A 24,379-nucleotide genomic window follows, 5' to 3' on the forward strand; every position below is an offset into this window, starting at 1 on the left:
AGTTAAATGGTTCGTGTTATTGTAGTTGATGATCATGAAATCGTTCGCAAGGGTATTATTGCATATTTAAATACGGATGAAGAAATTGAAGTGATTGGTCAGGCGGCAAGTGGAAATGCCGGAGCGGCTTTAATTCTGCAGAAGAAGCCCGACGTGGTTCTTATGGATCTAATGATGGAGAATGGCTCAGGAATTGACGCTACTGCACAAGTTATGGAGCAATATTCAGCTTGCAAAATTATAATTTTAACTAGCTATTATGATGATGAACAACTTTTCCCGGCCTTGGAAGCAGGAGCATTTAGCTACATATTAAAAACCTCCTCAGCAACAGAAATTGCGGATGCGATAAAAAAAGCAGCTCGTGGAGAAAACGTAATTGAACCAAAAGTAGCAGGGAAAGTAATGACCCGTTTTCGGCGTGAGGACAAAAAGTTACATGAGGACCTTACTGAAAGGGAATTAGAAGTCTTATTATGTATAGGGAATGGGATGACAAATCAAGAGATTAGTGAGAAGCTCTACATTGGGATTAAAACAGTGAAAACGCATGTAAGTAACATTCTATCGAAATTGGCTGTCAATGATCGGACACAAGCTGCGGTGTATGTACATAAAAATAAGTTGTTCCGGGACAGCTGATGTTTATATAGCTCAAAAAACACTACATACATAGTGAATCTAAAAAACATGGTCCATCTATTAGATGACCATGTTTTTTAGGCTCTACTTCAAATGTTTGGGTACAAACGTATTTTTGTTCATTCGTAGTTGGAGTAAACTGCTGCGAACTAACTAACTGATATCTTATTATAAGGAAGTGGATGCACCCATTGATTTCCGCTGCTAAGAGACGCTTTTTGTGGTCTTTCCACTTATCTTTTAAGATGTTAAACCAGCTTTTTTCACCTAATACTAAAACCATTTATTGCTAAAAAAAGTAAATCACAGCGAAGGAAAAATACGGAGACTCCTGGGGGAGATGAGGCATCGGTGAGACCCCGGAATGCGTAGCATGAGGAGGCTCATCAGCCGCCCCCGGAAAGCGCAGTATTTTTCCGTAGCGGTGTTATTTAGCTATTTCACATAAATAACTAAATAGGTTTTCTCTAGTTCGAAGTTCATCTATTTTACGCATCATTGAATAACTCTAACCTATATATCAGAAACGCTTTTTAATGTTTTGGTTAGTCATCATTCTTATCTATCATATGGTAGTTTGTAAGAAAAGGCCGATCAGCAAAATAAGCTGGTGGTTTTGTTTGCCCTTGGTGTGTATGCTTAAACTCCTTAGAATTCTTCCAGTTCTCAAAGTCCTGTTCCGAACGCCATTGGGTAAACACAACATAGGTGCGTCCTTTTTTTGGTTTTAATAAGCGAAAAGCTTGAAATCCCGGCATCATTTCAACTTCATTTTGGCGTTGTTTGAACCGATCCTCAAATACTGGCTGTCCTTCTTCTGTTACAGGGATGTTATTCATTACCACATACCCTTCATCCTGGATATTTCCTTTTTGAATTAAAATCTCATATTCTCTACCTGCTGAAAAAATATTCTTTTCCGCTTCATAATATGCGAGGCCGCCTGTGTTACTTGTCATGAAGTACAGATGAATATTCGGGTGCTTCTTCTCCAACTTCTCTAAAAAGTCTACTGTGCCATTTGTCATAAATGCCTTCATTCGAATTCCCCTTTCTGTAGTATCTATACAGTATATTACCCTTACAGTGAAATAAATAGTCCAACTTTACATTTTATAATTAATATTAAAAGATAATAAGTATTATCGGTTTCGCTAGGAGGAATTTTGTCGTATAATGTAAGTGGTGCGTACATAGGGGTGAATGGATGAAAGAAAAAGATCATGAGAAAAGGCGCTTTAGGATACCAAAGAAAATACGGGTTATCTTCTATAGTATAACAACAATTATTATTTTAGGTCTACTTGCTATGCCGCCATTTTAATTGGTGGAAAATTAGTAGCCGATGAAGCTGATATGGTACTTGATGCAACAACAGTAATTGAAACAAAAGATGGTGAGAGACTAAGTAGTATATATAAGGAAGACCGTATCCCTGTCACAATTGAAAAAATACCTGAACATGTACAGCAGGCGTTTGTTGCAATTGAAGACAGAAGGTTTTATGAACATTCAGGTGTTGACTTTAGATCGATTATGAGAGCGATAATCAAAGATATTATAGCAATGGATAAAGTGGAAGGTGCTAGCACCATAACCCAGCAACTGGCTAAAAATCTATTCCTGCATAATGATAAAACCTGGATGCGAAAAACAAAAGAAGTAATGGCTGCTGTCTACTTGGAACGTAACCTGACAAAGGATGAAATATTGGAATTATATATGAATGAAATTTACTTTGGTCGTGGGGTTTATGGAATAGAGAGAGCTTCTAATTACTTTTTCTCCAAGAAGGCAAGTGACTTAACTGTTTCGGAAGCTGCCTTACTTGCTGGGCTAGCAAAAGGGCCCAATGGGTATTCACCAATTGACCATCCAGAGAAAGCGCTAGAGAGACGTAATGTCGTGTTAAAGTCAATGGAGGCCAATGGAGCGATCAATGCAGAGGAAAGATTAAAAGAGTCTAATAAATCTTTGGGTCTTGAGTTGGAGAAGGATAATAGTAAGCCATGGGTGGATAGTTATGTAGACCTTGTAATTAAAGAAGCTGCAGAAATGCATGATATGTCCATAGAGGAGTTAAAGCGAGGGGGCTATCGAATTGTAGTCAACATGAACGACACAATTCAGCAAATTGCCTATAATCATTTCAAAAACGACAATTATTTCCCGGGTAATACGAAGGGAACCCAGGGAGCATTCGTTATCATGGAACAGAGTGCTGGGAGAACTGTAGCGGCAATAGGGGGTAGAGAATATCAACTTGGAAATCTGAATCGTACCACTGTTTCCAGGCAACCTGGCTCGACAATAAAGCCCATCGCGGTTTATGGGCCTGCTATGATGAAAAAAGAAGCATATACACCTTATACACTTATTCCTGATATGAAATATGATTATGATAATAATTATAGTGTGGAAAATGCGGACCATCAATACGAGGGTGCTGTTTCCATTTATGATGCAATTAGGTATTCCAAGAATTCTTCTGCGGTTTGGCTGCTTGACCAGATTGGAGTACCTTATGCAAAAAAGTCCTTGGAAAAACAAGGGATTATGATTGAAGATGATGGTTTAGCAATCGCTTTAGGTGGTTTATCTAAAGGAATTACTCCAATTCAGGTTATGGAGAGCTATAGTTCTTTTGCTGGAATGGGAAAAATGAAAAAATCCCATACGATTGAACGTATATATGACCAGGAAAATAAATTAGCTTTTGAAGCAGAAACTAATTCAAAGCAAGTATATGATGCGCAGGTTGCGTGGAATATGACAGAGATTTTGCAGGAAACAGTAAAATCCGGAACAGCAACAGCTGGTGAATATACAAAAGCATTAGCAGGTAAAACAGGGACGACCCAGCACCCGTTTGTAGAAGGTAAAGTAAAGGATGCTTGGTTTGCCGGGTACACTCCAAAATATGTAATGACAACCTGGATGGGTTATGATCAATCGGATAAGGAGCATTATTTAAATGGAGGTAGTGAATATCCAACGAAATTAACAAAGGCAATTTTGTCTGAGTTGGATAAGCACGAAGAACTCGAAGAACATTTTTCAAAGCCAGAGAAAGTAACAGCTTTACCCAAACCAGTTACTCTGCCGCAAATAGAAAATTTACAGGCAAGCTATCGTTTTGGCAGCTTTTCGTTCGTGGAAGGAGAATTATCCTGGAAGGGCTCTTCAGATGACCGGGTAATATACCGTGTATATAGAGAAAAAGAAGGTATTGATGAAAGAATAGGCGAGACCGAAGGAACAACAAGTTATACAATAAAGAATGCGTTATTTGGTGGGAATCGCTATTATGTAGTTCCTTTTGATCCGCTCACAAAAAGGGAAGGAGAAAGGTCGAATACAGTAAAATTAGAATGGTAACAAGAACCACTTACCGTTCGTTAACTCACTATTACGTTGTAGTTGCTTTATTGAAAAAAGGATACTGGAACATGTATATGGATGGTTAGCCACGGATTTGCACTCTGACAGGTACACAAATATCTTAAATTAAGACAAATTCATGACAATCAAGGTGCTTTGCTATACAGACAGATTATTAATGGATATAGTTGATTATGGGTTAGTACAAGTACGTAAAAAGGAATGGTACAGATGGCAAAAAAGATAAATGATACGATTATTAGAGCTTATAAAGGTGAAAAAACAGATTATACTCCTGCATGGTTTATGCGACAGGCTGGAAGGTCACAGCCAGAGTATCGTGAGTTAAAGAAAAAATATTCTCTATTTGAGATTACACATCAACCGGAGTTATGCGCCTATGTTACACGTCTTCCTGTTGAGCAATATGGAGTAGATGCAGCAATTTTATACAAAGATATTATGTCTCCTCTTCCTGCTTTAGGGGTAGAGGTGGAGATTAAATCGGGGATTGGACCAGTTATCAATAATCCGATAACGAATATGCAAGATGTGGAGCGTCTTGGCTCAATCAATCCTAAAGCAGATGTTCCTTACGTTTTGGAAACGATCCGGATCCTTACTGAAGAACAACTTGAGGTTCCTTTGATTGGTTTTAGTGGAGCTCCTTTTACATTAGCAAGCTATATGATTGAAGGTGGTCCTTCTAAAAACTATAGTAAAACAAAGGCGTTTATGTACCGCGATTCAGCTGCATGGTTTGCATTAATGGATAAACTTGCCGATATGGTAATTACTTATGTTGAAGCACAAATTGAAGCAGGCGCTAAAGCGATCCAAATTTTCGACTCATGGGTCGGCACGTTGAATGCGGCAGATTACCGTATATTCATTAAACCCGTTATGACTAGGATCTTTTCCGAGCTAAGACAATATGATGTCCCACTAATCATATTTGGAGTAGGGGCACGACATTTGCTTATGGAATGGAATGATCTGCCTGTGGATGTGATCGGGTTGGATTGGCGTACGTCTATGAAAGAAGCGAGAGATATGGGGGTCACAAAGGTGCTGCAAGGTAACCTGGATCCAACCTTACTACTAACAGAATGGGAAACCATAGAAAAACGAACCAAAGCCATTCTGGATGAAGGAAAGGAACAAGGCAACCATGTATTTAATTTAGGCCATGGGGTAACGCCTGACATTAAACCGGAAACATTGAAGAAGCTAACAGAGTTGATTCATAGTTATTCACATAATTAAGCTAATGCAATAATTTTTAAAAGAGGTGCGGAAAATGGAAAAGAAAAAGCTAGGCTTATTGGTAATGGCTTACGGAACACCATATAAAGAAGAAGATATTGAAAGATATTACACTCACATTCGTCGTGGAAGAAAACCATCAGAAGAAGCGCTAGAAGACTTGAAAAACAGATATGAAGCAATTGGTGGCATCTCCCCACTGGCGAAAATTACCGAGCAGCAGGCTGCAGCCCTTGAAGAGTCTTTAAATAAAGAGCAGGATCAATATGAATTTAAGGCATATATTGGTTTGAAACATATTGAACCATTTATAGAAGATGCAGTTGAAGAGATGGCTAAGGACGGTATTAAAGAAGCTGTGTCAATTGTACTGGCTCCGCATTTTTCTACATTTAGCGTAAAATCTTATAATAAACGAGCAAATGATGAAGCTGAAAAGCATGGCATTAATATTAAATCAATCGAAAGCTGGTACGATGAGCCTGGTTTTATTGATTATTGGTCACAACAAATCAATAAAGAATATGAGAAGATGTCAGCAGAAGAGCGTGAAAAGGCTGTATTGATCGTTTCCGCTCACAGTTTACCGGAAAAAATCCTGCAAAATGGTGATCCATATCCTAAACAGCTAGAAGAAACCGCAAGACTTATTGCTGAACAGACTGGTATAAAACAAGTTGAGATAGGTTGGCAAAGTGAAGGAAATACTCCTGATCCATGGTTAGGTCCGGATGTCCAAGATTTAACACGAGACCTTTTTGAACAAAAAGGTTACACTTCCTTTGTTTATGCCCCAGTAGGATTTATTGCTGATCACTTGGAAGTATTATATGACAATGATTATGAATGTAAAGTGGTTTGTGATGAAATAGGTGCGAACTATTACCGTCCGGAAATGCCGAATGTTCACCCATCATTTATTCATACATTAGCTCAGGTTGTTTTAAAAAGTGTAAAGAGTGAAATGGAATGAGTGATATCAAAACAATCGTAATCGTGGGCGGTGGGATCACAGGTCTCTCAGCAGCTTATTATTTACAAAAAGAAATAAAGGAAAAAAATCTCCCATATAAGCTAAAACTGGTTGAAGCCAGTGATCGACTTGGTGGTAAAATAAAAACAACCCAGAAGAACGGTTTTACTATTGAACGGGGCCCGGATTCTTTTCTTTCAAGAAAGCAACCTGCGGTGAAACTTGCGGAGGAATTGGGTCTAACTGATGAGTTGGTTAGAAATGGAACAGGCCAATCCTATATTTTGGTAGGAAAGAAACTCCATAAAATGCCTTCCGGTGCCTTTATGGGCATTCCTACACAGGTGAGACCATTCCTGTTTTCCGGAATGTTTTCAGTGCAAGGGAAGCTTCGTGCAGGAATGGATTTAGTCTTGCCTACAGGTAAAAAGATAAGTGATCAATCACTTGGCGGCTTTTTTCGTCATCGCTTCGGAGATGAGCTTGTTGAGAATCTAATCGAACCGTTGTTATCAGGTATTTATGCGGGTGACATCGATAAAATGAGTCTCATGGCAACATTCCCTAATTTTTACGAAACCCAGCAAAAGCATCGCAGTTTAATTAAGGGACTTCAGAAGACAATGCCAAAACCTAAAAAGTCTACTGGGAAAAAGCCTGGAATGTTCTTCTCTTTCAAGAATGGACTTGAGACCTTTGTTAAAGCTATTGAACAAAAGTTAGACCAAGATGTTGTTTTTTTAAATACAGCTGTGGACCATATTGAGAAAAAAGAGCATGGCTATCACTTACTTTTAAGCAATGGAGAGGCTGTTAAAGCTGATGCAGTTATTATGGCTTCACCGCATTATACATTGCCTAAAGTATTCAGCCAATATGATTTGTTTAATGATTTTAATCAAATGCCATCAACTTCTGTAGCAAATGTTGCATTGGCTTTTGATCAATCAGCGATCAAAAAAGATATTGACGGAACAGGTTTCGTCGTATCTCGAAACAGTGATTACCGAATTACTGCGTGTACGTGGACACATAAGAAATGGCCGATGACTACTCCTGAGGGTAAAGCCTTGGTGCGTTGCTATGTGGGTAAACCGGGAGATCAGGAGGTTGTCGATCTTTCGGATGAGGAGATTACCGAGATTGTTCTAAAAGATTTAAACAAGACGATGAATATTACCGCAAAGCCTGAATTCAGCGTCATTAGCAGATGGAAAAATGCTATGCCTCAATATACGGTGGGGCATAAAGAAAGAGTAGCAAAAGTACGTAATGACATGCATCATCTTTTGCCAGGTGTTTTTCTTGCAGGTAGTTCATTTGAAGGTATTGGAGTGCCCGACTGTATTGATCAAGGTGAAAATGCAGTAGCTGAGGCTCTTGCGTTTTTGAAGGAATAAAGGAGCAATCCCAAGAATGAAGTGAAAAAACCGGTAATAGACGAAAGCTGTCTAAACCGGTTTTTTTACGTTTACTTGGAAAACATCTGGTTTTTTGTTACACATTAACCATTTTAATTCTGCGTTAACTCCAATTCATCAATTAATGAAGCGACATAATTTACAGCTTGATTAATGGCATCAGGCTTGGACATGTCTACCCCAGTCTGTTTAATTAGTTGGAGAGGCTTTTCTGTACCACCAGCTTTTAACACATCCAGCCAGCGGTCAACAGCTGGTTTTCCTTCTGACTTTATTTGCTGTGCTACAGCAGTTGAGACAGTTAACCCTGCAGAGTATGTATATGGATAAAGTCCCATATAGTAATGTGGCTGACGCATCCAAGTCAAGCCAGCACCTTCGTCAAACTCGACAGTATCCCCCCAGAAATTTTTCAGTGTTAGAAGTTTTTGCTCTGAAAGAACGTTAGCTGTTAAAGGAGTACCTTCTTCTGCCAATTGGTATACTTTTCGTTGAAATTCTCCTTCCAAAAGATGGGTAACAAAGTTGTGATAATAGGTTCCTAGAAGTTGTGTTATTATCCAGCTTCTCATACGCGAATCTTTGGTTTTGGAAAGCAAGTGCTCTGCCAATAGCAATTCATTTAATGTAGAGGGCGCTTCTACAAAATAGGTTGAAGGACGTGTGTTGATAAATGCTTGGTTCTTACCAGCAAGATAGAAATGCCCGGCATGTCCTAGTTCATGTGCAAGGATAAAAGCACCTCTCATCATATCCGTCCAGGTAACTAAAATATAAGGATGAACACCGTACGGACTAGAGCAGAAAGCTCCACTCGCTTTTCCGTTATTATTAGCGCGGTCTACCCACCGATTAGTTAAAGCATCCTCCATAATCTTACTATATTCTGGTCCCATTATCTGCAAAGCTTCTAAAATAGTTTCTTTTGCTTCTTCATAGTTTGTTTCAGGATTAAAGGCAGGATCTAATGGAGCTTTTAAATCATAATAATGTAATTTCTCCAGTCCTAATTTTTCCTTTTTTAGCTTGGCATACCGTTGCATATGAGGTGCAAGCTTGTCTTGTATTACATCTAGCTGTTGATGATACATTTCTTTTGTTACTTGCTGCGAGTGTAATAACATATCTGTGACAGATTCATAGGAACGTAAGCGTGACATCGTCACCTGTTTTGAAACCTCAGTAGCATATGTTGCTGCATATGTGTTTTTATACTGTTCTAACGTATGAATAAAAGATTGGTATGCTTTGCGACGGACGGATGGATCTGCTGATAATTCATATTTGTCCTCATACAAAGCAGCTGACATAGGTAATTCACTACCATCCTCCAAGGTAATTGGAGGGAAATGCATGTCTGCAGATTTGCTGCGTTGGTATATCATATAAGGAGCATCATGTACTTCCCCTAGAGCAGCCAACGTTTCTTCTACTTCTGGTGAGAGAATATGTTTTTTCTTCTCTAATATATCCTCAAGCATTTTTTTATATGGCAGTAGTGCAGGTAACTCACGTAAATAATTTTCTACTGTAGTTGGTTCCAGCTCTAATAATTCGGACTGAACGAAGGAAATCTTGGTACTGATAGCAGAAAGTGCCGCAGATACTTTTGCACTATCCCGTTGGTTACTCGGATCTGTTCCATCAGCACTTGCTTTTAAATTGGCATATGTTGCTACAAGTACAAGTCTATTTTGGTATTTTTCAAAATCAGTAATACAGCTAAGCAAAGTTGAAGCACTTTCGCCAACTTTTCCTTTATATTGTGTAACAGAGGTGATCTCTTTTTGTATTGCATCTAACTCTTTTTCCCAGGCAGCATGGTTAATAAATAAATCAGTTAAATCCCATGTTTCATCCATAGCTACGTCAGAACGATCTAAACTTTTTACTCCTGTTTTCATAAGAAAACTCCTTCCACAAATTTATTTCGCCACTCTAATTAAGTATAATACAAAATATGGCAGAAGGATATGACTTTTCAAAATAATACTAATAATGCTTGCGAATATTGTATTGTATTAAAGATGGAAACAAGCGTATTGCAAAGGCTGGGGTGAGCCATAATATCCTACAACTTTACTGCATAGTTGGAGGAAACTGCGACGTAACTTTATTGATGAAAAGCTCAGTAAAATATTTGAGGAGAAGTGCCCCATTGATTTCCGTTTCAGGCGGACGCTTTCCGCCGGCATGGCCTCAGCCGCTTTCTCCGCTACGCTCCGTCCAGGGTCTTCGCCTCATGCTATTCCGGCAGGAGTCGCCGCCCTCCACTCCAATCAATTCGTAACTGCTTTAAACTATAAATAACTAGTTATTATCTAACAACTTTACTAGTGAAGGAAAAACACGAAGACTCCTCGGAAAGAAAAAACATCTTTCCTTCGTGCGATGCACAATTCGCTGAAGCCTTCCTTGTCCTGTGGGAAAAGCAACAGGGCTTTTTGATGGGGCGAGTAATCGCAAAAGGTCTTCGGTGGGACGAGGTAACGCAGTCCCAGCAACAGCTGAAGATCCCGCAGGACCAGAAAAGCTTCTATGAGAAACATCGCACGCAGAAAAAGTGGGTTTCTTTTTCAAGGAAGTGGTTTTCTTCCGAGGAAGCTGAAGCGTTGCCCACGGAAAGCGAAGTGTATTTTCCGAAACGGTCATTTACACACAACTAAGTTACGTCGCAGTTTATCCATTTTGCGAATTATTGTTTGGAGCTAAGTTGTAAAGGTGTATAAAGACAAAAAAATAACAGCTATGGTTATAGCTGTCAGTTGGAAAGATTGTGTTGTATTACAGTAGGCGGAAATCAGATTGCTTCATTTGTTATATAGTTATCTTGCTGGATGATCACATTCGTCACATAAATTCCCATAACAGTCTGCTTTTTCATGCATATCATGACCGCATTGGCTACACTTCTTTTTAGGTAGGTTTCTAAAGAATTCAAGAACATTTAACATGTGGATCCTCCTCGTATTTGAATTAATTTCATTGTAATATAACAGTATGTTAAAAGTCAACCCTGTGTTACAACATATTTTAAAATTTCTTTTTATTAGATATAATGAATCTACAATTAGAAGGAAAGGTTGGGATAATTATGAAGGTAACTGTTATTGGATGTTGGGGTGGTTATCCTGCTCCAGATGGTGCTACATCCGCATATCTGTTAGAAAAAGACGGGTTTACCCTTCTTATAGATGCAGGAAGTGGCTCTTTGTCAAAATTACAAAAATACATATCACCAAATGAGCTAAATGCTGTAATCCTGTCTCATTACCATCATGATCATGTTGCAGATATTGGTGTACTACAATATGCAAGGCTTGTATCTTATTATATAACAGGGAAACAAAATGTATTACCTATTTATGGGCATGCAGAAGATCAAGAAAAATTTGTGAGTTTAACCCATGAATATACGAAAGGGGTAGAATACAATCCAGAGAAGCAATTAGAGATAGGGCCATTTCTTATTACTTTTTTAAAAACGAAACACCCTGTACCATGTTATGGAATGCGAATAACAGATGGCAAATCAACGGTTGTTTATACTGCTGATACCTCATATACAGATAGGTGGGTTCCATTTGCACGTAATGCCGACCTATTAATTGCTGATTGTAACTTTTATGCAGATCAGGACGGTTCAAATGCAGGACATATGACTAGTGAGGAGTGTGGTACGATTGCAGAGCAAGCGAAAGTAAAGCAACTGCTGTTGAGCCATTTACCACAATATAGAGAGCGTACTCAGTTAGTTACGGAAGCAAAACACTATTATCAAGGCTCTGTGAATCTGGCGGCAGAGGGGTTTATCTGGCAAAGTAAATAGCATTAGTTTTGCTTAAGAAGAACGATTCCATTAAACTAGAAAGAGGAATGGAAACTAAGGGAGGAAGACTTATGAAATTCATTGATAATAAAGGGATTACAGATCCAAGTATTAATTTAGCATTAGAAGAATATGTCTTACAAAATTTCGGAGAAAACGATACATATTTACTTTTTTATGTGAATCAACCTTCCATTATTATTGGCCGTAATCAGAATACGATTGAAGAAATAAATACGGATTATGTGGACAAGCATGATATTAAGGTTGTTCGCAGGCTATCAGGTGGCGGAGCAGTGTATCATGATGAAGGAAATTTGAATTTCAGTTTTATTACAAAAGATGATGGTAACAGCTTCCAAAACTTTGCTAAATTTACTCAACCAGTGGTGGAGGCACTTAATAAACTGGGTGTTCCTGCAGAGTTAAAGGGTCGGAACGATCTTATTGTTAATGGGCGGAAGATTTCCGGTAATGCGATGTTTTCCACAAAAGGCCGTATGTTCAGCCATGGAACATTAATGTTAGATTCTGAAATTGAAAACGTAGTTTCTGCATTAAAAGTTAAGAAAGAAAAAATCCAATCTAAGGGAATAAAATCTATACGCAGTAGAGTTGCAAATATTTCCGAATTTCTTGATGAGAAGGTTTCCATGGAAGATTTTAAAGAAATTATCTTGCGTTACATCTTTGAAGTAGAGGACGTTAATGAGGTACCACGTTATGAACTAACTGAAAAAGACTGGGAAAACGTAAAGCAGATTTCTAAAGAACGTTATCAAAACTGGGATTGGAATTATGGGAAGTCCCCTACTTTTAACATCCAAGAATCTCATAAATTTGATGCTGGACTAGTTGATGTTCGCTTAGATGTCAAAAAAGGAATCATTGAGAATTGTAAGATTTTTGGAGATTTTTTTGGTGTCGGAGAGGTTAGCGTAATTGAGGAGAGACTTTCCGGTGTGCGCCACAATCGCCAAGCAATTGAAGAAGCATTAGCAGATGTTGATGTGCCTCACTATCTAGGCAGAATATCTAAAGAAGACTTTATTAACCTTATCTATTAAATTAAGACAGGCGTATAAATCTGGAGATTTGTACGCTTTTCTTATATTTACATTTTTTCTTTGGGAATTAAATTGTTCTACTTTTTATTGCGGATAAATCTTTCCTTACGATAAATAAAAAAGATCAAAGCAACGCACTCTCTACAACATTATTGACAATAAATGTTACCGCTCCCACTTGAAAAATGACTACTTCTATTTTATACTTTAAATTGTATTAAAATTCATAAGGTTTAAAGTATGGCAATAAAATGAATGATTATTCATTCATAATATAAGGGGGTTTCATGGTGAATTTAAGTAAACAATTATCCATTACAGCAGAGAACAATCCACACAAGGTAGCATTTATTTTTGAAAGTCAAAAGACAAGTTATATGGAATTGGAGGGGGCGGTCCGGAAATTTGCTTCTCAATTGGGGCAGCTTGGTTATAAAAAGGGTGACCATATTGCCCTTGTTGTGGGAAACAGTCCTTACTTTGTAATCGGATTGTATGGGGCTCTGAGAATGGGGCTTACAGTGATTCCAATTAATCCATTATATACACCATACGAATTGACCTATATTCTTAAAAATGGAGACATTAAAGCAGTTATCACGATGGATGTCCTACTTGAAAAGTTTACAGCTATTGCTGATCAATTACCTAAAGTAAGTCATTACATATCTTGTGAAACAGGTGAAAAAATCAACTTACAGGAACATCCTTTATCAACTAAATTGCAATCGTTTACAAACTTGCTCCATAGTGGTGATGCCGAATATATTGGACCGGAGTTGGATGAAGATGATATTGCGATTATTTTATATACGTCCGGTACCACTGGGACGCCTAAGGGTGCAATGCTTACACATAAGAACCTGTATTCAAATGCAAGAGATGTAGCTGACTATTTAACAATAAGCGGAAAAGATCGAGTTGTGGCGGCATTGCCGATGTTCCATGTGTTTTGTTTAACTGTATCGTTGAACGCTCCTTTAATGAACGGCGGAACAATTTTAGTTCTGCCAAAATTTTCACCACAGGATGTTTTCAGGGTTACAAAAGAGCATGAGGCAACCATTTTTGCTGGTGTGCCGACAATGTATAACTACTTATTGCAAACTGCCAAAGGACATGTAGAAGACTTTTCAGGTATTCGCCTGTGTATTTCAGGAGGCGCTTCAATGCCTGTTGCCTTGCTGAAGGAATTTGAAAAAACGTTTCATGTCCAAATTTCTGAAGGATATGGCCTTTCCGAGGCGTCTCCAGTTACTTGCTTTAATCCATTGGACCGTCCTCGAAAACCAGGCTCTATTGGTACTACCATAGTGAATGTGGAAAACAGGGTTGTTGATGAGTTCGGTGAGGAAGTGCCTGTAGGAGAAGTAGGAGAATTAGTTGTCCGTGGCCCCAATGTAATGAAAGGATATTACAAAATGCCCGAAGAAACAGCAGTCACATTAAAAGACGATTGGTTATATACAGGGGATATGGCCAGAATGGATGACGAGGGCTATTTCTACATTGTAGATAGAAAGAAGGATCTTATTCTTGTTGGGGGTTATAATGTTTATCCAAGGGAAGTAGAGGAAGTTCTATATTCTCATCCGGATATATCTGAAGTAGCGGTAATCGGTGCTCCGGATCCAGAGACTGGTGAGTCTGTTAGAAGCTTTGTTGTAACGGATAACGCTGCGTTAACGGAAAGAGACTTAGTAGCATATTGCTCAGAACAATTGGCAAAGTATAAAGTTCCAACTAAAATTGAATTTTTGGAAGAGCTTCCGAAAAACACGACTGGTAAAATACTTAGAAAAAGTTTACGGGAAAAAGTATCTAAATAAATTGTGGAGGAGGCGGCTTCCTCTCAACTATTAAAAATGGGTTGGGAGGGAGTTTTTTATAAATTATTATAAAATTTAGTTATTTTAGTATCTTTTTTTCTTATGTTTTGGTAAATTAGTATGGAAGCCGCTTTCTTTTCGTTTTGGACGAAAGGATGAACATTATGTTAAACGATTTATATACCCCATTACCTGAAATCACCCCAATGACATTAGCGCTGATTGCTTCGCGGGATAGAAAAGAAAACCGTACTACTCAGGTGGTTGAGGAAGACACGGAATATCTTGTACAAGCCCATACAAGTAGACTTATAGACCAATCTTGCAAGTACTTTGGAAGCAGCCTTAAAGGCCGCCAGGAAGGGACTCGGGAAATTTGTGGAATTACCTACAAGGCCCCAATCACAATTAACCCCTCGAGTGGGATGTATTTCTTTCCAACTAATTCCCCCTCAAACTCAAATTGTTGCTGGATTGCTCATTCCCATATCGATCAAGTAAACCAAGCCCAAACTTCCGGTACAGAAATTATCTTCAAAAACGGTAAAAAGATCTTTATTACTACCTCCTATGGAATTGTCCTTAATCAGATTCAAAGGACTGCTCAATACCGTTACTTACTTGATAAGCGGCTGCAGTTTTTGCAGAAACATCATGCAGATCGTGTTGCTGAATCGCCTTTTTCATAAGCTCCTGTAAAATAACCTCGACTTTTTTTCGAATAGCAGGATTAAAATAGTTTCGTTTTTCTTCCTTTCCCCTGCAAACAAATAAAAATGATGAAAAGGAATCATTTTTAGTAAGTGTGAAAACTTTTAATTGTTTCTTCTGCATTATTTTTTTCAGTTCCTTCCGTTCTTTAATACCAGCTGTTTCCATTTTCTCCAACGGATGAAGGTACAGTTCTTTAATTTTAAAGGGGCCTTTTTTAAAAAGCTGAATATCCTGTTGAATAACTACGAGGGCCATTGATAGAAAAAGGAAGCGGGAACTAATTTGCAACTCTTCATCATTAAGATAACGCATAAACACTCCTCCAATTACAGAACGTTTGTTCCTATACTTTTAGTATATGTCATAAATCACATAAAATACAATATAAATTTCTGGAAATGAAAAGAAAGTGGCGATAGATTTTACTTTTCAGAAAGCAGGGTTTACATTAAACTAAAACTAGTTAGACTAGGAGTAAATAAGGGAATTAAACATGTAATAGATTTTACATACAGAGGGGATTCAAGCACATGTATTTAATGGATATCCAGCTATCTAATTGGCGAATGATGTTGGAGAACGATCAATTAGATGAATATATCATGCAGCTCTTAAATAATTATGAAAATCTGGGGCCTATCCCAGGTATTTTATTACCTTTTATCGAAGCATTTCTTCCCTTTTTGCCTTTAGTAGTCTTTGTTTTTGCAAATGCAGCAGCCTACGGATTGCTTGAGGGCTTTCTTCTTTCCTGGGCAGGATCAAGTCTTGGGGCTATTCTTGTCTTTTTTATCATACGCCGTCTTGGTGATAAGAAGGTATTTAGATCAATACGAAAGAACAGACAGGTACAAAAGGTCACTGCGTGGCTTGAAAGGCATGGGTTTGGTCCACTGTTTTTATTAATGTGTTTTCCTTTTTCTCCCTCAGCCGTGATCAACGTGGTAGCAGGCCTTTCAAAAATAAGCATGCAGCAGTTTATTCTCGCTGTAATATTAGGAAAGTCGGTAATGATATTTTCTTTGGCTTATATTGGGTCAAGTATTTTGGAATTTGCAAAAAATCCAATGAAAACCGTAATTGTTGGAATAGGCATTGTATTGTTCTGGGGAATTGGTAAATTAATCGAAAAACATTTAGAGAAGAAAGCCCAATTGAAAGGGAGAAACGGTTAAACTTCATTAAACCAGGGTATTATAATGATAGATAATAACTCTGGAGTGATAAAAATGAAGAAAATACATTACCGTAAGTTTCTCCCGGTAGTTATATTTGCAATAGCTATCGCAATTATCTTTCGCACGGTACTGTTTGCGAGTTATGTTGTCGATGGTGAGTCGATGGAGCCGACACTTTTTGATGGAAATCTGTTAATGGTAAATAAAGTAGTATATAACCTGGAAAATGTAGATCGTTTTGACGTTATTGTGTTTCATGCCAATCAACAGGATGATTATGTGAAACGTGTAATCGGTTTGCCAGGTGATAAGATTGAGTATAAGGATGATAAATTATACATTAATGGAAAATATATAGAAGAAAAATTTTTGGAACCATATAGGAATGTGAACAGCAATGAACCGTTTACGGAAGACTTTACTTTGGAAGAGATAACTGGAAATGCAGAAGTACCTGAGGGCAAATTATTTGTCATGGGTGATAACCGGGAAGACAGTCTTGACAGTAGATCGTTTGGATTTATATCCCAAAAGCAATTAGTAGGAAAAGTAGACGTAAAGTACTGGCCCCTCACGGAAGCTAGCTTAACACTTGGCAAATAAAGATCGCTTGCGCTTTTGTTCTCGAAAGCTTTCATCTTTGGTAAAATAAAGGATGAAAGCTTTTTTGTGATTTTAATATATATGTTGGATTGACTACAAAGTAACTTCTTAGTTAATAAAAGATTGTTTAACGTGCAGCTTATTGAAAATCTTACCGATACTAGTTCAATTTATATAGAATAGTTGCTACTTAATATATTTAATAAAGTGAGAGAGTGGGGGAAGGTATATGGGACTCCGATTTTTACTGGGGCGTGCCGGGACAGGAAAAAGCGGCAGAACAATGGATGAGATTAAAGAGAAGTTATTGGATCAGCCAAATGGCACCTCTATTTTCTATATTGTTCCAGATCAAATGACATTTCAGCAGGAATCCGCCCTATTCCATGACAAGGACATTGTAGGTAGTATTCGCGCACAGGTAGTAAGCTTCTCCAGATTGGCATGGAGAATCCTTCAAGAAACAGGTGGGGGAACGAAACAGTTTATTAGCTCTGTTGGTGTGCAAATGATGCTACGAAAAATTATTGAGGAAAAAACGGAAGACTGGCGTGTTTTTCAAAAAGCAATGGAAAAACAGGGCTTTCTTAGTCAACTGGAAAAAATGATAACAGAATTTAAACGATATAATATTAGTCCGGAAGCACTTCAAAGTCAAATGAAAGAAATAGAGGGCTATGTCCACAAAGAGTCAGGAGAAGAAGCATTAATTAGTAAGCTTGATGATCTAGCATATATTTACGAAAAATTAATGATTGCTTTACAAGATAAATATATTGATAGTGAGGATCAATTACAATTATTAGCGGATAAAATAAGTGAATCCAGCTTGCTTGAGGATGCGGAGGTTTATTTGGACGGCTTTCATCGTTTTACACCTAATGAGTTAGTAGTGGTAGAAGCTTTATTAAAAAAATGCAAATCGGTCACCATTGCTCTTACAGTAGATGGGGTAGAAACAGAGGCTTCAGAGCTGGATTTATTTTATCAGACGGTGGAGACGTACCATCAAATACAACAGATTGCTATAGAAAATCAGATCCCTCTGGAAGAAACAGTACAGTTAGATCCGGCTAATGGCAGATTCAGTAATCGTTCTTACTTTGCCCATTTAGAGCAATATTTTGACGTAAGGCCTGCACCTCAGTTTGAGGGAGAAACACCAATTCGCATTGCGGAAGCCGTACATCCTCGGGCAGAGGTAGAAGGTGTAGCGCAGGAGGTGATCCGTCTTGTTCGAGAAGAGAATTACCGCTTTCGGGACCTTGCTGTTTTTATCAGGCAAACAGATACATACCACGATCTGATTGCAACGATATTTGAAGACTATGATATACCTGTGTTTATAGATGAAAAAAGAACGATGCTTAATCATTCTTTGATAGAATTTATTAGATCAGTACTGGATATTGTAGAAGGAAATTGGCGATATGATGCTATTTTCCGTGTGTTGAAAACAGGATTCATCCCAGTAACAGACAAGGAATATCCGCTAACAGCTGATGCAATTGATGAGTTAGAAAATTATGTCCTGGAATATGGTATACGCTCGAGAAATCGCTGGTTAGGTGATGAAGAGTGGGTATTTCAACGCTTCAGGGGCTTTGATCAAGCAACACAAACGGATACAGAAAAAGAGATACAAAAAAGAATTAATAGGTACCGTAAGCAAGTAGTAAGTGCATTAGCCCCATTTGATGAAGATATGCGGAGAGTGAGTACGATCCGGGAGCTATGTGAACGCACATACTTACTTTTGGAGGAGCTAAATGTACCAAATCGGCTTGAGCAAATGCGTGAATTGTTTGATGAGCGAAGTGAGATAGAAAAAGGAAGAGAGCAAGAGCAGGTGTGGAACGCGGTTATTCAACTATTTGATGAAATGGTGGAAATGGCTGGAGAGGAAACCATGACACTGACAACATTTCGTGCAACATTGGATGCCGGTTTCGAAACATTGAAATTTGCTCACGTTCCACCAAGCATCGATCATGTCATTGTTGGTACGATTGATCGTTCCCGTATAAGCGGAATCAAATGCTCCTTCCTCCTTGGGGTTAACGAAGGCGTTTGGCCTATGAAACCATCGGGTGATGGGATGATTAATGAGCAGGAAAGAGAATTATTGGCCGGTCATGGACTACGTTTAGCTGAAACCAGTAAGCGCCAATTGCTTGATGATTGGTTTTATATGTATATCGCATTTACTTCAGCAAAGGACAAACTTTGGGTAAGTTATCCGTTAAGTGATGAGGAAGGAAAGTCAAAAATGCCCTCTCAACTGATTAAGCGGGTGGAGGATCTTTTCCCAATTTGTTGTGAACATTTATTACTGCAGGATCCGGATGAATTAGTTGAAGCTGATCGATTTATAACTACTCCGACGAAAACCAGATCAGCATTAACGGCTCAATTAGCTCGTAATAGAAAAGGTTACCCAGTAAAGCCAATTTGGTGGCATGTATTAAATTGGTATATTACCCATCATGATCGCTATAGTACAACTTATAATGTATTGCAAAGCTTATTTTATGAAAATAAACCAATTAACCTGGATACGGAGACAGTGGAGAAATTATATCCAAAGCAGGTAAAGGCAAGTGTATCCAGACTGGAAACCTACTATCGTTGTTCTTATCAGCATTTTGCTAAATATAGCCTGGGATTGGATGAAAGAAAGACGTATAAACTGGATGCGCCGGATATTGGTCAGTTGTTTCATGAAGCATTAAAAACAATAACGGAATGGGTGCAACAGGAAGGAAGAAACTTTGCTCAACTAACCAAAAACGATACGGATGGCTATGCCCGTAAAGCTGTAACAAATTTAGCACCTATATTACAGCACCAGATTTTGCATAGTTCCAACAGATACAAGTATATTCAGCAAAAATTGCAGGAAGTTATTGCAAGAGCTGCCTACATTCTTAGTGAGCAAGCAAGACAGAGTAACTTTTCGCCTGTTGGACTGGAACTTGGCTTTGGTACGGATCAAAAACTACCTCCTTTAACTCTCCCGCTTCCCAACGGGTATGAATTGATGCTTAGAGGGCGAATTGACCGTATTGATCAGGCGATAAATAATGAATCTTTATTTTTGAGGATTATTGATTATAAATCAAGCTCCAAGGGTTTGAATTTACTCGAAGTTTATTATGGACTGGCATTACAGATGCTAACATATTTAGATGTGGTATTGACACATTCTGAGACATGGCTTGGAGTAAAGGCTACTCCAGCTGGTGTACTCTATTTCCATGTTCATAATCCGATGATTTCCGGTGATCAAAAATTACCTGAAGATAAAATAGAAGAAGAGATTTTTAAGAAGTATAAAATGCAAGGTCTTTTATTGTCAGATGAAGATATCGTTAAAATGATGGATAACAGTCTGGAGTCGGGCACGAGCACAATTGTTCCAGCTGGTGTGAAAAAGAACGGAGGATTTTACAGCTCCTCTAAAATAGCAGATGAAGATACATTTACTAGTCTGCAAACACATATTCATCAACTGATGATGCAGGCAGGAATTGATATGACAGCAGGTGGCGTTCACTTAAATCCATACCAGCACAAGCAACAAATAGCGTGTACTTACTGCCCATTTCATGCAGTATGTCAGTTTGATCCGCTGCTTGAGGATAATAATTACCGAAAACTGACAGAAATGAAAGAAGAAACAATCCTGGAAAAGATCCGCGTAGACGAGGGAGAGGTGAAATAAGTGGTCAATTGGACAAAAGAACAAGAGGATGCAATTTACACATCTGGTAAGGATGTACTTGTCGCAGCTGCAGCTGGCTCTGGTAAAACAGCTGTATTAGTTGAGAGGATTATTCAGAAACTATTAAACAAGGAAAACCCGGTGGATATTGACAGATTGTTAGTTGTTACATTTACAAATGCAGCTGCCCAAGAAATGCGGAATCGGGTGGGGGAAGCTCTTGAAAAAGCGCTGGCAGAGGACCCATCTTCTATTCATCTGAAGAAACAACTCTCTCTTTTACAGCGTGCTTCTATTTCCACTTTACACTCTTTTTGTTTGGATGTGGTGAAGCAATATGCCTATTTGCTTGATATAGATCCAGGATTTCGAATAGCCAATGACATGGAAGCAGACTTAATCAAACAGGAAGTAATGGAAGATTTGTTTGAGGAGTGGTATGGAGCGGAAGGAGAGGAGCAGGAAGCCTTTTTCCAGGTTGTTGATCGTTTCTCCAGTGATCGAAGTGATGTAGAAGTAGAGGAGTTAATATTAGATCTTTATACATTTGCCGTACAAAATCCGTGGCCCGATCAATGGCTTGATGAATTAGCGTATACCTATCATGTGCCAGAAAATTGGCAGGAGACTGATTTGGAATGGTTAGCGATTATTAAACGAGAAGTAAAGGATCAACTTACAGCAATCCAGCAGGAAATGGAACTTGCCCTGGATATTACAAGGGAAAATGATGGTCCTTACCAGTATGCGGATACGATTGAAAAAGATTTGGTGAATGTTCAAGAGGCCTTTGTCCATTTGGATACGTGGGATGCTTTGCAAACATTTATGTCTACTAGTAAATTTGCTACCCTTTCTAGAAAAAAATCAGATTGTAATGAAGACAAAAAGGAAAAGGTGAAGACACTACGCAATAGTTATAAAGATCGTTGGACAAAAATGCAAAAGAGCTGGTTCAGCAGAAAGCTGCAAAACCATGTAGAAGATATGCGGGAGCTGGCTCCTGTTGTTAAACAGCTGACAGAATTAGTGAAGGAATTTAAAAAACGTTTCACAGTTCAGAAACAGGAAAAGGCGATTGTTGATTTTTCTGATCTGGAGCACTATTGTTTGCAATTATTATTAGATGAAACCTCAACGAGCGATCAGCCAATTCCATCTGATGTTGCCATTCATTTTAAAAAACAGTTTAGTGAGCTATTGGTGGATGAATATCAGGACACGAACATGGTACAGGAAACGTTGCTTACATTAATCAGCGATCAGGATGGTCCTGGAAACATGTTTATGGTTGGAGACGTAAAACAAAGTATATATCGTTTTCGTCATGCGGAGCCGTCGTTATTTATTGATAAATACAAGCGGTTTGCGAAAGAGGAGAATCCGGCACAACGTATTGACCTCACCAGTAACTTTCGAAGCAGAGAACATGTGTTAGTAGGAGCAAACTATATATTTAGACAAATTCTTGATGAGCAAGTTGGAGAAATTAATTATGATGAAAATGCGGAATTGATTTATGGGAATAAGATGTATGAAGAACTTCCTTATCCCACTCCAAACCCTGAACTGCTGATTATTGACAGAGAAGGAGAAGAAGATAAAGACGAAGGAAACGGTGAGGAAGATTACCGCGATCTGGAGAAAGCACAACTGGAAGCTAGAGCGTATGCGAATAAAATAAAGGAATGGATCGGCAGCAAAGAGGCCGCTCCTCTGCAGGTAGTGGATAAAGCTACACAAACACAAAGAGATCTGCAATACCGGGATGTTGTTATCTTGATGCGTTCCATGACATGGGCTCCAACGATTGTCGATGAATTAAAAAAACAAGGTATCCCTGTGTATGCGGAATTATCCTCTGGTTATTTTGAAGCTATTGAAGTGAAAATTATGATCAGCTTCTTAAAAATTATAGATAATCCAAGACAGGATATTCCATTGGCCTCTGTGCTTAGATCACCTATTGTAGGATTAAATGAAGATGACCTTGCATCTATTCGATTAGCTGGAAAAAATGAAACCTTTTTTGAGGCTTTAAAGAAATATAGTAAGCAGGAAAAAGGTACTACAGCAGATAAAACTGCTAGATTCCTCGATCAACTGGATCACTTTCGGGTTGCATCAAGACAAGGGGCATTATCTGAGTTGATTTGGCAGATTTATAGGGAAACCGGTTATTATGATTTTGTTGGTGGTATTCCAGGTGGTCGGCAACGTCAAGCAAATTTACGCGCATTGTATGATCGTGCACGTACATACGAAACGACCTCATTCCGGGGATTGTTCCGTTTTCTTAGATTTATTGAACGAATGGAAGAGCGTGGAGATGATCTGGGTTCTGCACGGGCACTAAGTGAGCAAGAAGATGTTGTACGAATTATGACGATCCATAAAAGTAAAGGATTGGAATTCCCGGTTGTAATTGTTGGAGCGATGGATAAGCAATTCAATATGATGGATTTAAACCAGAAATATTTACTTCATAAAGATTTGGGATTTGCAACTAAATATATCGATCCAATTAAACGTATTACGTATCCTACTTTGTATTTTCACGCGTTAAGTAAAGAAAAACGCCGCGAATTATTAGCTGAGGAAATGCGTGTCTTGTACGTAGCACTTACACGTGCCAAGGAAAAGCTTGTGATGATTGGAAATGTAGCCTCCTTTGAGAAAAAACAAGAGAAGTGGCAGCGGATGGTTGATCACTCTGAATGGGTGTTGCCTGCACACTTCCGCATGGACGCGAAGACCTATCTTGATTGGGTAGGTCCTGCCCTCATAAGACATGAAGAGAGTGCAATTTTAAGGACGGGTGAGATTCATGATGCGGTGTTGGAAGAAATAAAAATTGATCCATCAAAATGGGATGTTACGATACTGCATGGTAGTCAACTGGCGAATTTAGAGGAATCAATTGTTGAAAAGTCATTGCATCTAAAAGAAAATATGGCGGAATGGAAACCGGTAGACGTACCGGATGATGAGTGGAAGGATATAGTGGAGTCCCGTTTATCCTATCAATACCCCCATGCTAAAGCAGCTGCATCTAGAGCGAAGCAGACAGTTACAGAGATTAAACGTCAACGTGAAATAAAGGATGAATACAGTGCAGATCAGTTGGTTACAGAATATAAAGCACCAATTGTGAAGCGGCCTAATTTTATTCAGAAAGAGAAGAAAGTAACTGCAGCGGAAAGAGGAACTGCCATACACACGGTCATGCAGCATATTCCACTTCGAAAACAGTTGACCAGTGAAGAAATTGAGATATTTACCGATAAGCTTGTGGAGAGAGAAATTCTCACAAGGGAAGAAGCTGATATTATTGATTTTCAGGCGATTGAGGAATTCCTACGTTCAGACATTGCAAGCTATATGATGGAAACTGTCGATTTGTATCGGGAAGTCCCCTTCAGTTTAGCTCTACCTGCAAATGAGGTTTATGCCGCATGGCAAGATGATACAGATGAAAAAGTGTTGATTCAAGGGGTTATCGATTGTCTGATCCCTCATGCAGACGGCTGGATCATCCTCGATTATAAAACAGATGCACTGACGGATTCAGATACAGATGAAGATAAGTTGAGGAAACGGTATGAAACTCAAATGCATCTCTACAAAGAAGCAGTAGAGTCAATTTGGAAACAACCAGTAAAGAAAACATATCTTTATTTCTTTTCAAAGCAACTATTGGTGGATGTACCAATTAAAAAAGAATAACACTAGTAAAAAGCCAGCTCCTTATT

General features: G+C 38.5%; 18 protein-coding genes. 14 read left to right on the forward strand and 4 right to left on the reverse strand.

What is annotated here, in order from left to right; all coding sequences use genetic code 11:
- Nucleotides 1-6: 6 nt before the first annotated feature.
- A complete protein-coding gene (locus JCM12304_RS11680) occupies nucleotides 7-642 on the forward strand; it encodes a response regulator (RefSeq protein WP_060680526.1) in 636 nt (211 codons plus the stop codon).
- Between the two features lie 545 nt (nucleotides 643-1,187).
- On the opposite strand, the gene JCM12304_RS11685 is transcribed toward JCM12304_RS11680, so the two are convergent.
- Complete coding sequence (locus JCM12304_RS11685) at nucleotides 1,188-1,682, reverse strand: antibiotic biosynthesis monooxygenase family protein (RefSeq protein WP_060680528.1); 495 nt, start codon at nucleotides 1,680-1,682, stop codon at nucleotides 1,188-1,190.
- A 316-nt stretch (nucleotides 1,683-1,998) separates the two neighbouring features.
- On the opposite strand from JCM12304_RS11685, the gene JCM12304_RS11690 reads away from it, so the two are divergent.
- From JCM12304_RS11690 to hemY, 4 genes are all read left to right on the forward strand, one after another.
- On the forward strand, nucleotides 1,999-4,020 hold the full coding sequence (locus JCM12304_RS11690) for a transglycosylase domain-containing protein (protein ID WP_256200823.1): 2,022 nt from the start codon (nucleotides 1,999-2,001) through the stop codon (nucleotides 4,018-4,020).
- Nucleotides 4,021-4,254: 234 nt separating this feature from the next.
- A complete protein-coding gene (gene hemE / locus JCM12304_RS11695) occupies nucleotides 4,255-5,289 on the forward strand; it encodes a uroporphyrinogen decarboxylase (RefSeq protein ID WP_060680530.1) in 1,035 nt (344 codons plus the stop codon).
- Between the two features lie 34 nt (nucleotides 5,290-5,323).
- Nucleotides 5,324-6,262, forward strand: coding sequence for a ferrochelatase (hemH, locus tag JCM12304_RS11700; RefSeq protein ID WP_060680532.1), 939 nt, complete (start codon nucleotides 5,324-5,326; stop codon nucleotides 6,260-6,262).
- A complete protein-coding gene (gene hemY / locus JCM12304_RS11705) occupies nucleotides 6,259-7,662 on the forward strand; it encodes a protoporphyrinogen oxidase (RefSeq protein WP_060680534.1) in 1,404 nt (467 codons plus the stop codon). Before hemH ends, hemY begins: the two co-directional genes overlap by 4 nt.
- 113 nt (nucleotides 7,663-7,775) lie before the next feature.
- Here hemY and pepF read toward each other — a convergent pair whose 3' ends face one another.
- Nucleotides 7,776-9,587, reverse strand: a complete 1,812-nt coding sequence (gene pepF / locus JCM12304_RS11710; protein WP_060680535.1) for an oligoendopeptidase F — start codon at nucleotides 9,585-9,587, stop codon at nucleotides 7,776-7,778.
- A 432-nt stretch (nucleotides 9,588-10,019) separates the two neighbouring features.
- Here pepF and JCM12304_RS19605 point away from each other — a divergent pair, with 432 nt between their 5' ends.
- Entirely contained in the window at nucleotides 10,020-10,349 is a 330-nt protein-coding gene (locus JCM12304_RS19605) for a hypothetical protein (RefSeq protein ID WP_172675288.1), read from the forward strand.
- Between the two features lie 159 nt (nucleotides 10,350-10,508).
- Here JCM12304_RS19605 and yhfH read toward each other — a convergent pair whose 3' ends face one another.
- Complete coding sequence (yhfH, locus tag JCM12304_RS19090; RefSeq protein WP_071648420.1) at nucleotides 10,509-10,637, reverse strand: protein YhfH; 129 nt, start codon at nucleotides 10,635-10,637, stop codon at nucleotides 10,509-10,511.
- A gap of 140 nt (nucleotides 10,638-10,777) precedes the next feature.
- Between yhfH and JCM12304_RS11720 the strand changes: the two genes are divergently transcribed.
- The 4 genes from JCM12304_RS11720 to JCM12304_RS19095 all read left to right on the forward strand — a co-directional run bounded on the left by JCM12304_RS11720 (nucleotide 10,778) and on the right by JCM12304_RS19095 (nucleotide 15,097).
- Nucleotides 10,778-11,512, forward strand: coding sequence for an MBL fold metallo-hydrolase (locus tag JCM12304_RS11720; protein ID WP_060680539.1), 735 nt, complete (start codon nucleotides 10,778-10,780; stop codon nucleotides 11,510-11,512).
- A 71-nt stretch (nucleotides 11,513-11,583) separates the two neighbouring features.
- Entirely contained in the window at nucleotides 11,584-12,579 is a 996-nt protein-coding gene (gene lplA, locus JCM12304_RS11725; RefSeq protein ID WP_019376196.1) for a lipoate--protein ligase, read from the forward strand.
- A gap of 290 nt (nucleotides 12,580-12,869) precedes the next feature.
- The gene (locus JCM12304_RS11730) at nucleotides 12,870-14,408 is read left to right on the forward strand and encodes a fatty acid--CoA ligase family protein (RefSeq protein ID WP_060680541.1); all 1,539 of its coding nucleotides are present in this window, start codon (nucleotides 12,870-12,872) and stop codon (nucleotides 14,406-14,408) included.
- Between the two features lie 206 nt (nucleotides 14,409-14,614).
- Nucleotides 14,615-15,097 (forward strand): competence protein ComK, encoded by a 483-nt coding sequence (locus tag JCM12304_RS19095; protein ID WP_231478707.1) that lies wholly within the window; start codon nucleotides 14,615-14,617, stop codon nucleotides 15,095-15,097.
- On the opposite strand, the gene JCM12304_RS11735 is transcribed toward JCM12304_RS19095, so the two are convergent.
- The gene (locus JCM12304_RS11735; RefSeq protein ID WP_060680543.1) at nucleotides 14,991-15,434 is read right to left on the reverse strand and encodes a YhjD family protein; all 444 of its coding nucleotides are present in this window, start codon (nucleotides 15,432-15,434) and stop codon (nucleotides 14,991-14,993) included. The genes JCM12304_RS19095 and JCM12304_RS11735 overlap by 107 nt on opposite strands.
- 218 nt (nucleotides 15,435-15,652) lie before the next feature.
- On the opposite strand from JCM12304_RS11735, the gene JCM12304_RS11740 reads away from it, so the two are divergent.
- The 4 genes from JCM12304_RS11740 (at nucleotide 15,653) to addA (ending at nucleotide 24,353) form a co-directional block, all read left to right on the forward strand.
- Nucleotides 15,653-16,297 (forward strand): TVP38/TMEM64 family protein, encoded by a 645-nt coding sequence (locus tag JCM12304_RS11740; protein WP_060680545.1) that lies wholly within the window; start codon nucleotides 15,653-15,655, stop codon nucleotides 16,295-16,297.
- A 54-nt stretch (nucleotides 16,298-16,351) separates the two neighbouring features.
- Entirely contained in the window at nucleotides 16,352-16,903 is a 552-nt protein-coding gene (gene lepB, locus JCM12304_RS11745) for a signal peptidase I (protein ID WP_060680546.1), read from the forward strand.
- Nucleotides 16,904-17,132: 229 nt separating this feature from the next.
- The gene (addB, locus tag JCM12304_RS11750) at nucleotides 17,133-20,627 is read left to right on the forward strand and encodes a helicase-exonuclease AddAB subunit AddB (protein ID WP_060680548.1); all 3,495 of its coding nucleotides are present in this window, start codon (nucleotides 17,133-17,135) and stop codon (nucleotides 20,625-20,627) included.
- Nucleotides 20,628-24,353 carry a helicase-exonuclease AddAB subunit AddA gene (gene addA / locus JCM12304_RS11755; RefSeq protein WP_060680550.1) on the forward strand — a complete coding sequence of 1,242 codons (3,726 nt, stop codon included), beginning with the start codon at nucleotides 20,628-20,630 and terminating at the stop codon, nucleotides 24,351-24,353.
- Nucleotides 24,354-24,379: the final 26 nt, after the last annotated feature.

Source organism: Virgibacillus halodenitrificans JCM 12304 (genome assembly GCF_001310895.1).
In the GTDB taxonomy this organism is placed as follows: domain Bacteria; phylum Bacillota; class Bacilli; order Bacillales; family Amphibacillaceae; genus Virgibacillus_Q; species Virgibacillus_Q halodenitrificans.

What these genes read in the sequence shown, in the direction of transcription:
- JCM12304_RS11680 (WP_060680526.1), top strand. Translation starts at nt 7, where the DNA reads ATGGTTCGTGTTATTGTAGTTGATGATCATGAAATCGTTCGCAAGGGT.
- JCM12304_RS11685 (WP_060680528.1), bottom strand. Translation starts at nt 1,682, where the DNA reads ATGAAGGCATTTATGACAAATGGCACAGTAGACTTTTTAGAGAAGTTG.
- JCM12304_RS11690 (WP_256200823.1), top strand. Translation starts at nt 1,999, where the DNA reads ATGGTACTTGATGCAACAACAGTAATTGAAACAAAAGATGGTGAGAGA.
- hemE (WP_060680530.1), top strand. Translation starts at nt 4,255, where the DNA reads ATGGCAAAAAAGATAAATGATACGATTATTAGAGCTTATAAAGGTGAA.
- hemH (WP_060680532.1), top strand. Translation starts at nt 5,324, where the DNA reads ATGGAAAAGAAAAAGCTAGGCTTATTGGTAATGGCTTACGGAACACCA.
- hemY (WP_060680534.1), top strand. Translation starts at nt 6,259, where the DNA reads ATGAGTGATATCAAAACAATCGTAATCGTGGGCGGTGGGATCACAGGT.
- pepF (WP_060680535.1), bottom strand. Translation starts at nt 9,587, where the DNA reads ATGAAAACAGGAGTAAAAAGTTTAGATCGTTCTGACGTAGCTATGGAT.
- yhfH (WP_071648420.1), bottom strand. Translation starts at nt 10,637, where the DNA reads ATGTTAAATGTTCTTGAATTCTTTAGAAACCTACCTAAAAAGAAGTGT.
- JCM12304_RS11720 (WP_060680539.1), top strand. Translation starts at nt 10,778, where the DNA reads ATGAAGGTAACTGTTATTGGATGTTGGGGTGGTTATCCTGCTCCAGAT.
- lplA (WP_019376196.1), top strand. Translation starts at nt 11,584, where the DNA reads ATGAAATTCATTGATAATAAAGGGATTACAGATCCAAGTATTAATTTA.
- JCM12304_RS19095 (WP_231478707.1), top strand. Translation starts at nt 14,615, where the DNA reads ATGACATTAGCGCTGATTGCTTCGCGGGATAGAAAAGAAAACCGTACT.
- JCM12304_RS11735 (WP_060680543.1), bottom strand. Translation starts at nt 15,434, where the DNA reads ATGCGTTATCTTAATGATGAAGAGTTGCAAATTAGTTCCCGCTTCCTT.
- JCM12304_RS11740 (WP_060680545.1), top strand. Translation starts at nt 15,653, where the DNA reads ATGTATTTAATGGATATCCAGCTATCTAATTGGCGAATGATGTTGGAG.
- lepB (WP_060680546.1), top strand. Translation starts at nt 16,352, where the DNA reads ATGAAGAAAATACATTACCGTAAGTTTCTCCCGGTAGTTATATTTGCA.
- addB (WP_060680548.1), top strand. Translation starts at nt 17,133, where the DNA reads ATGGGACTCCGATTTTTACTGGGGCGTGCCGGGACAGGAAAAAGCGGC.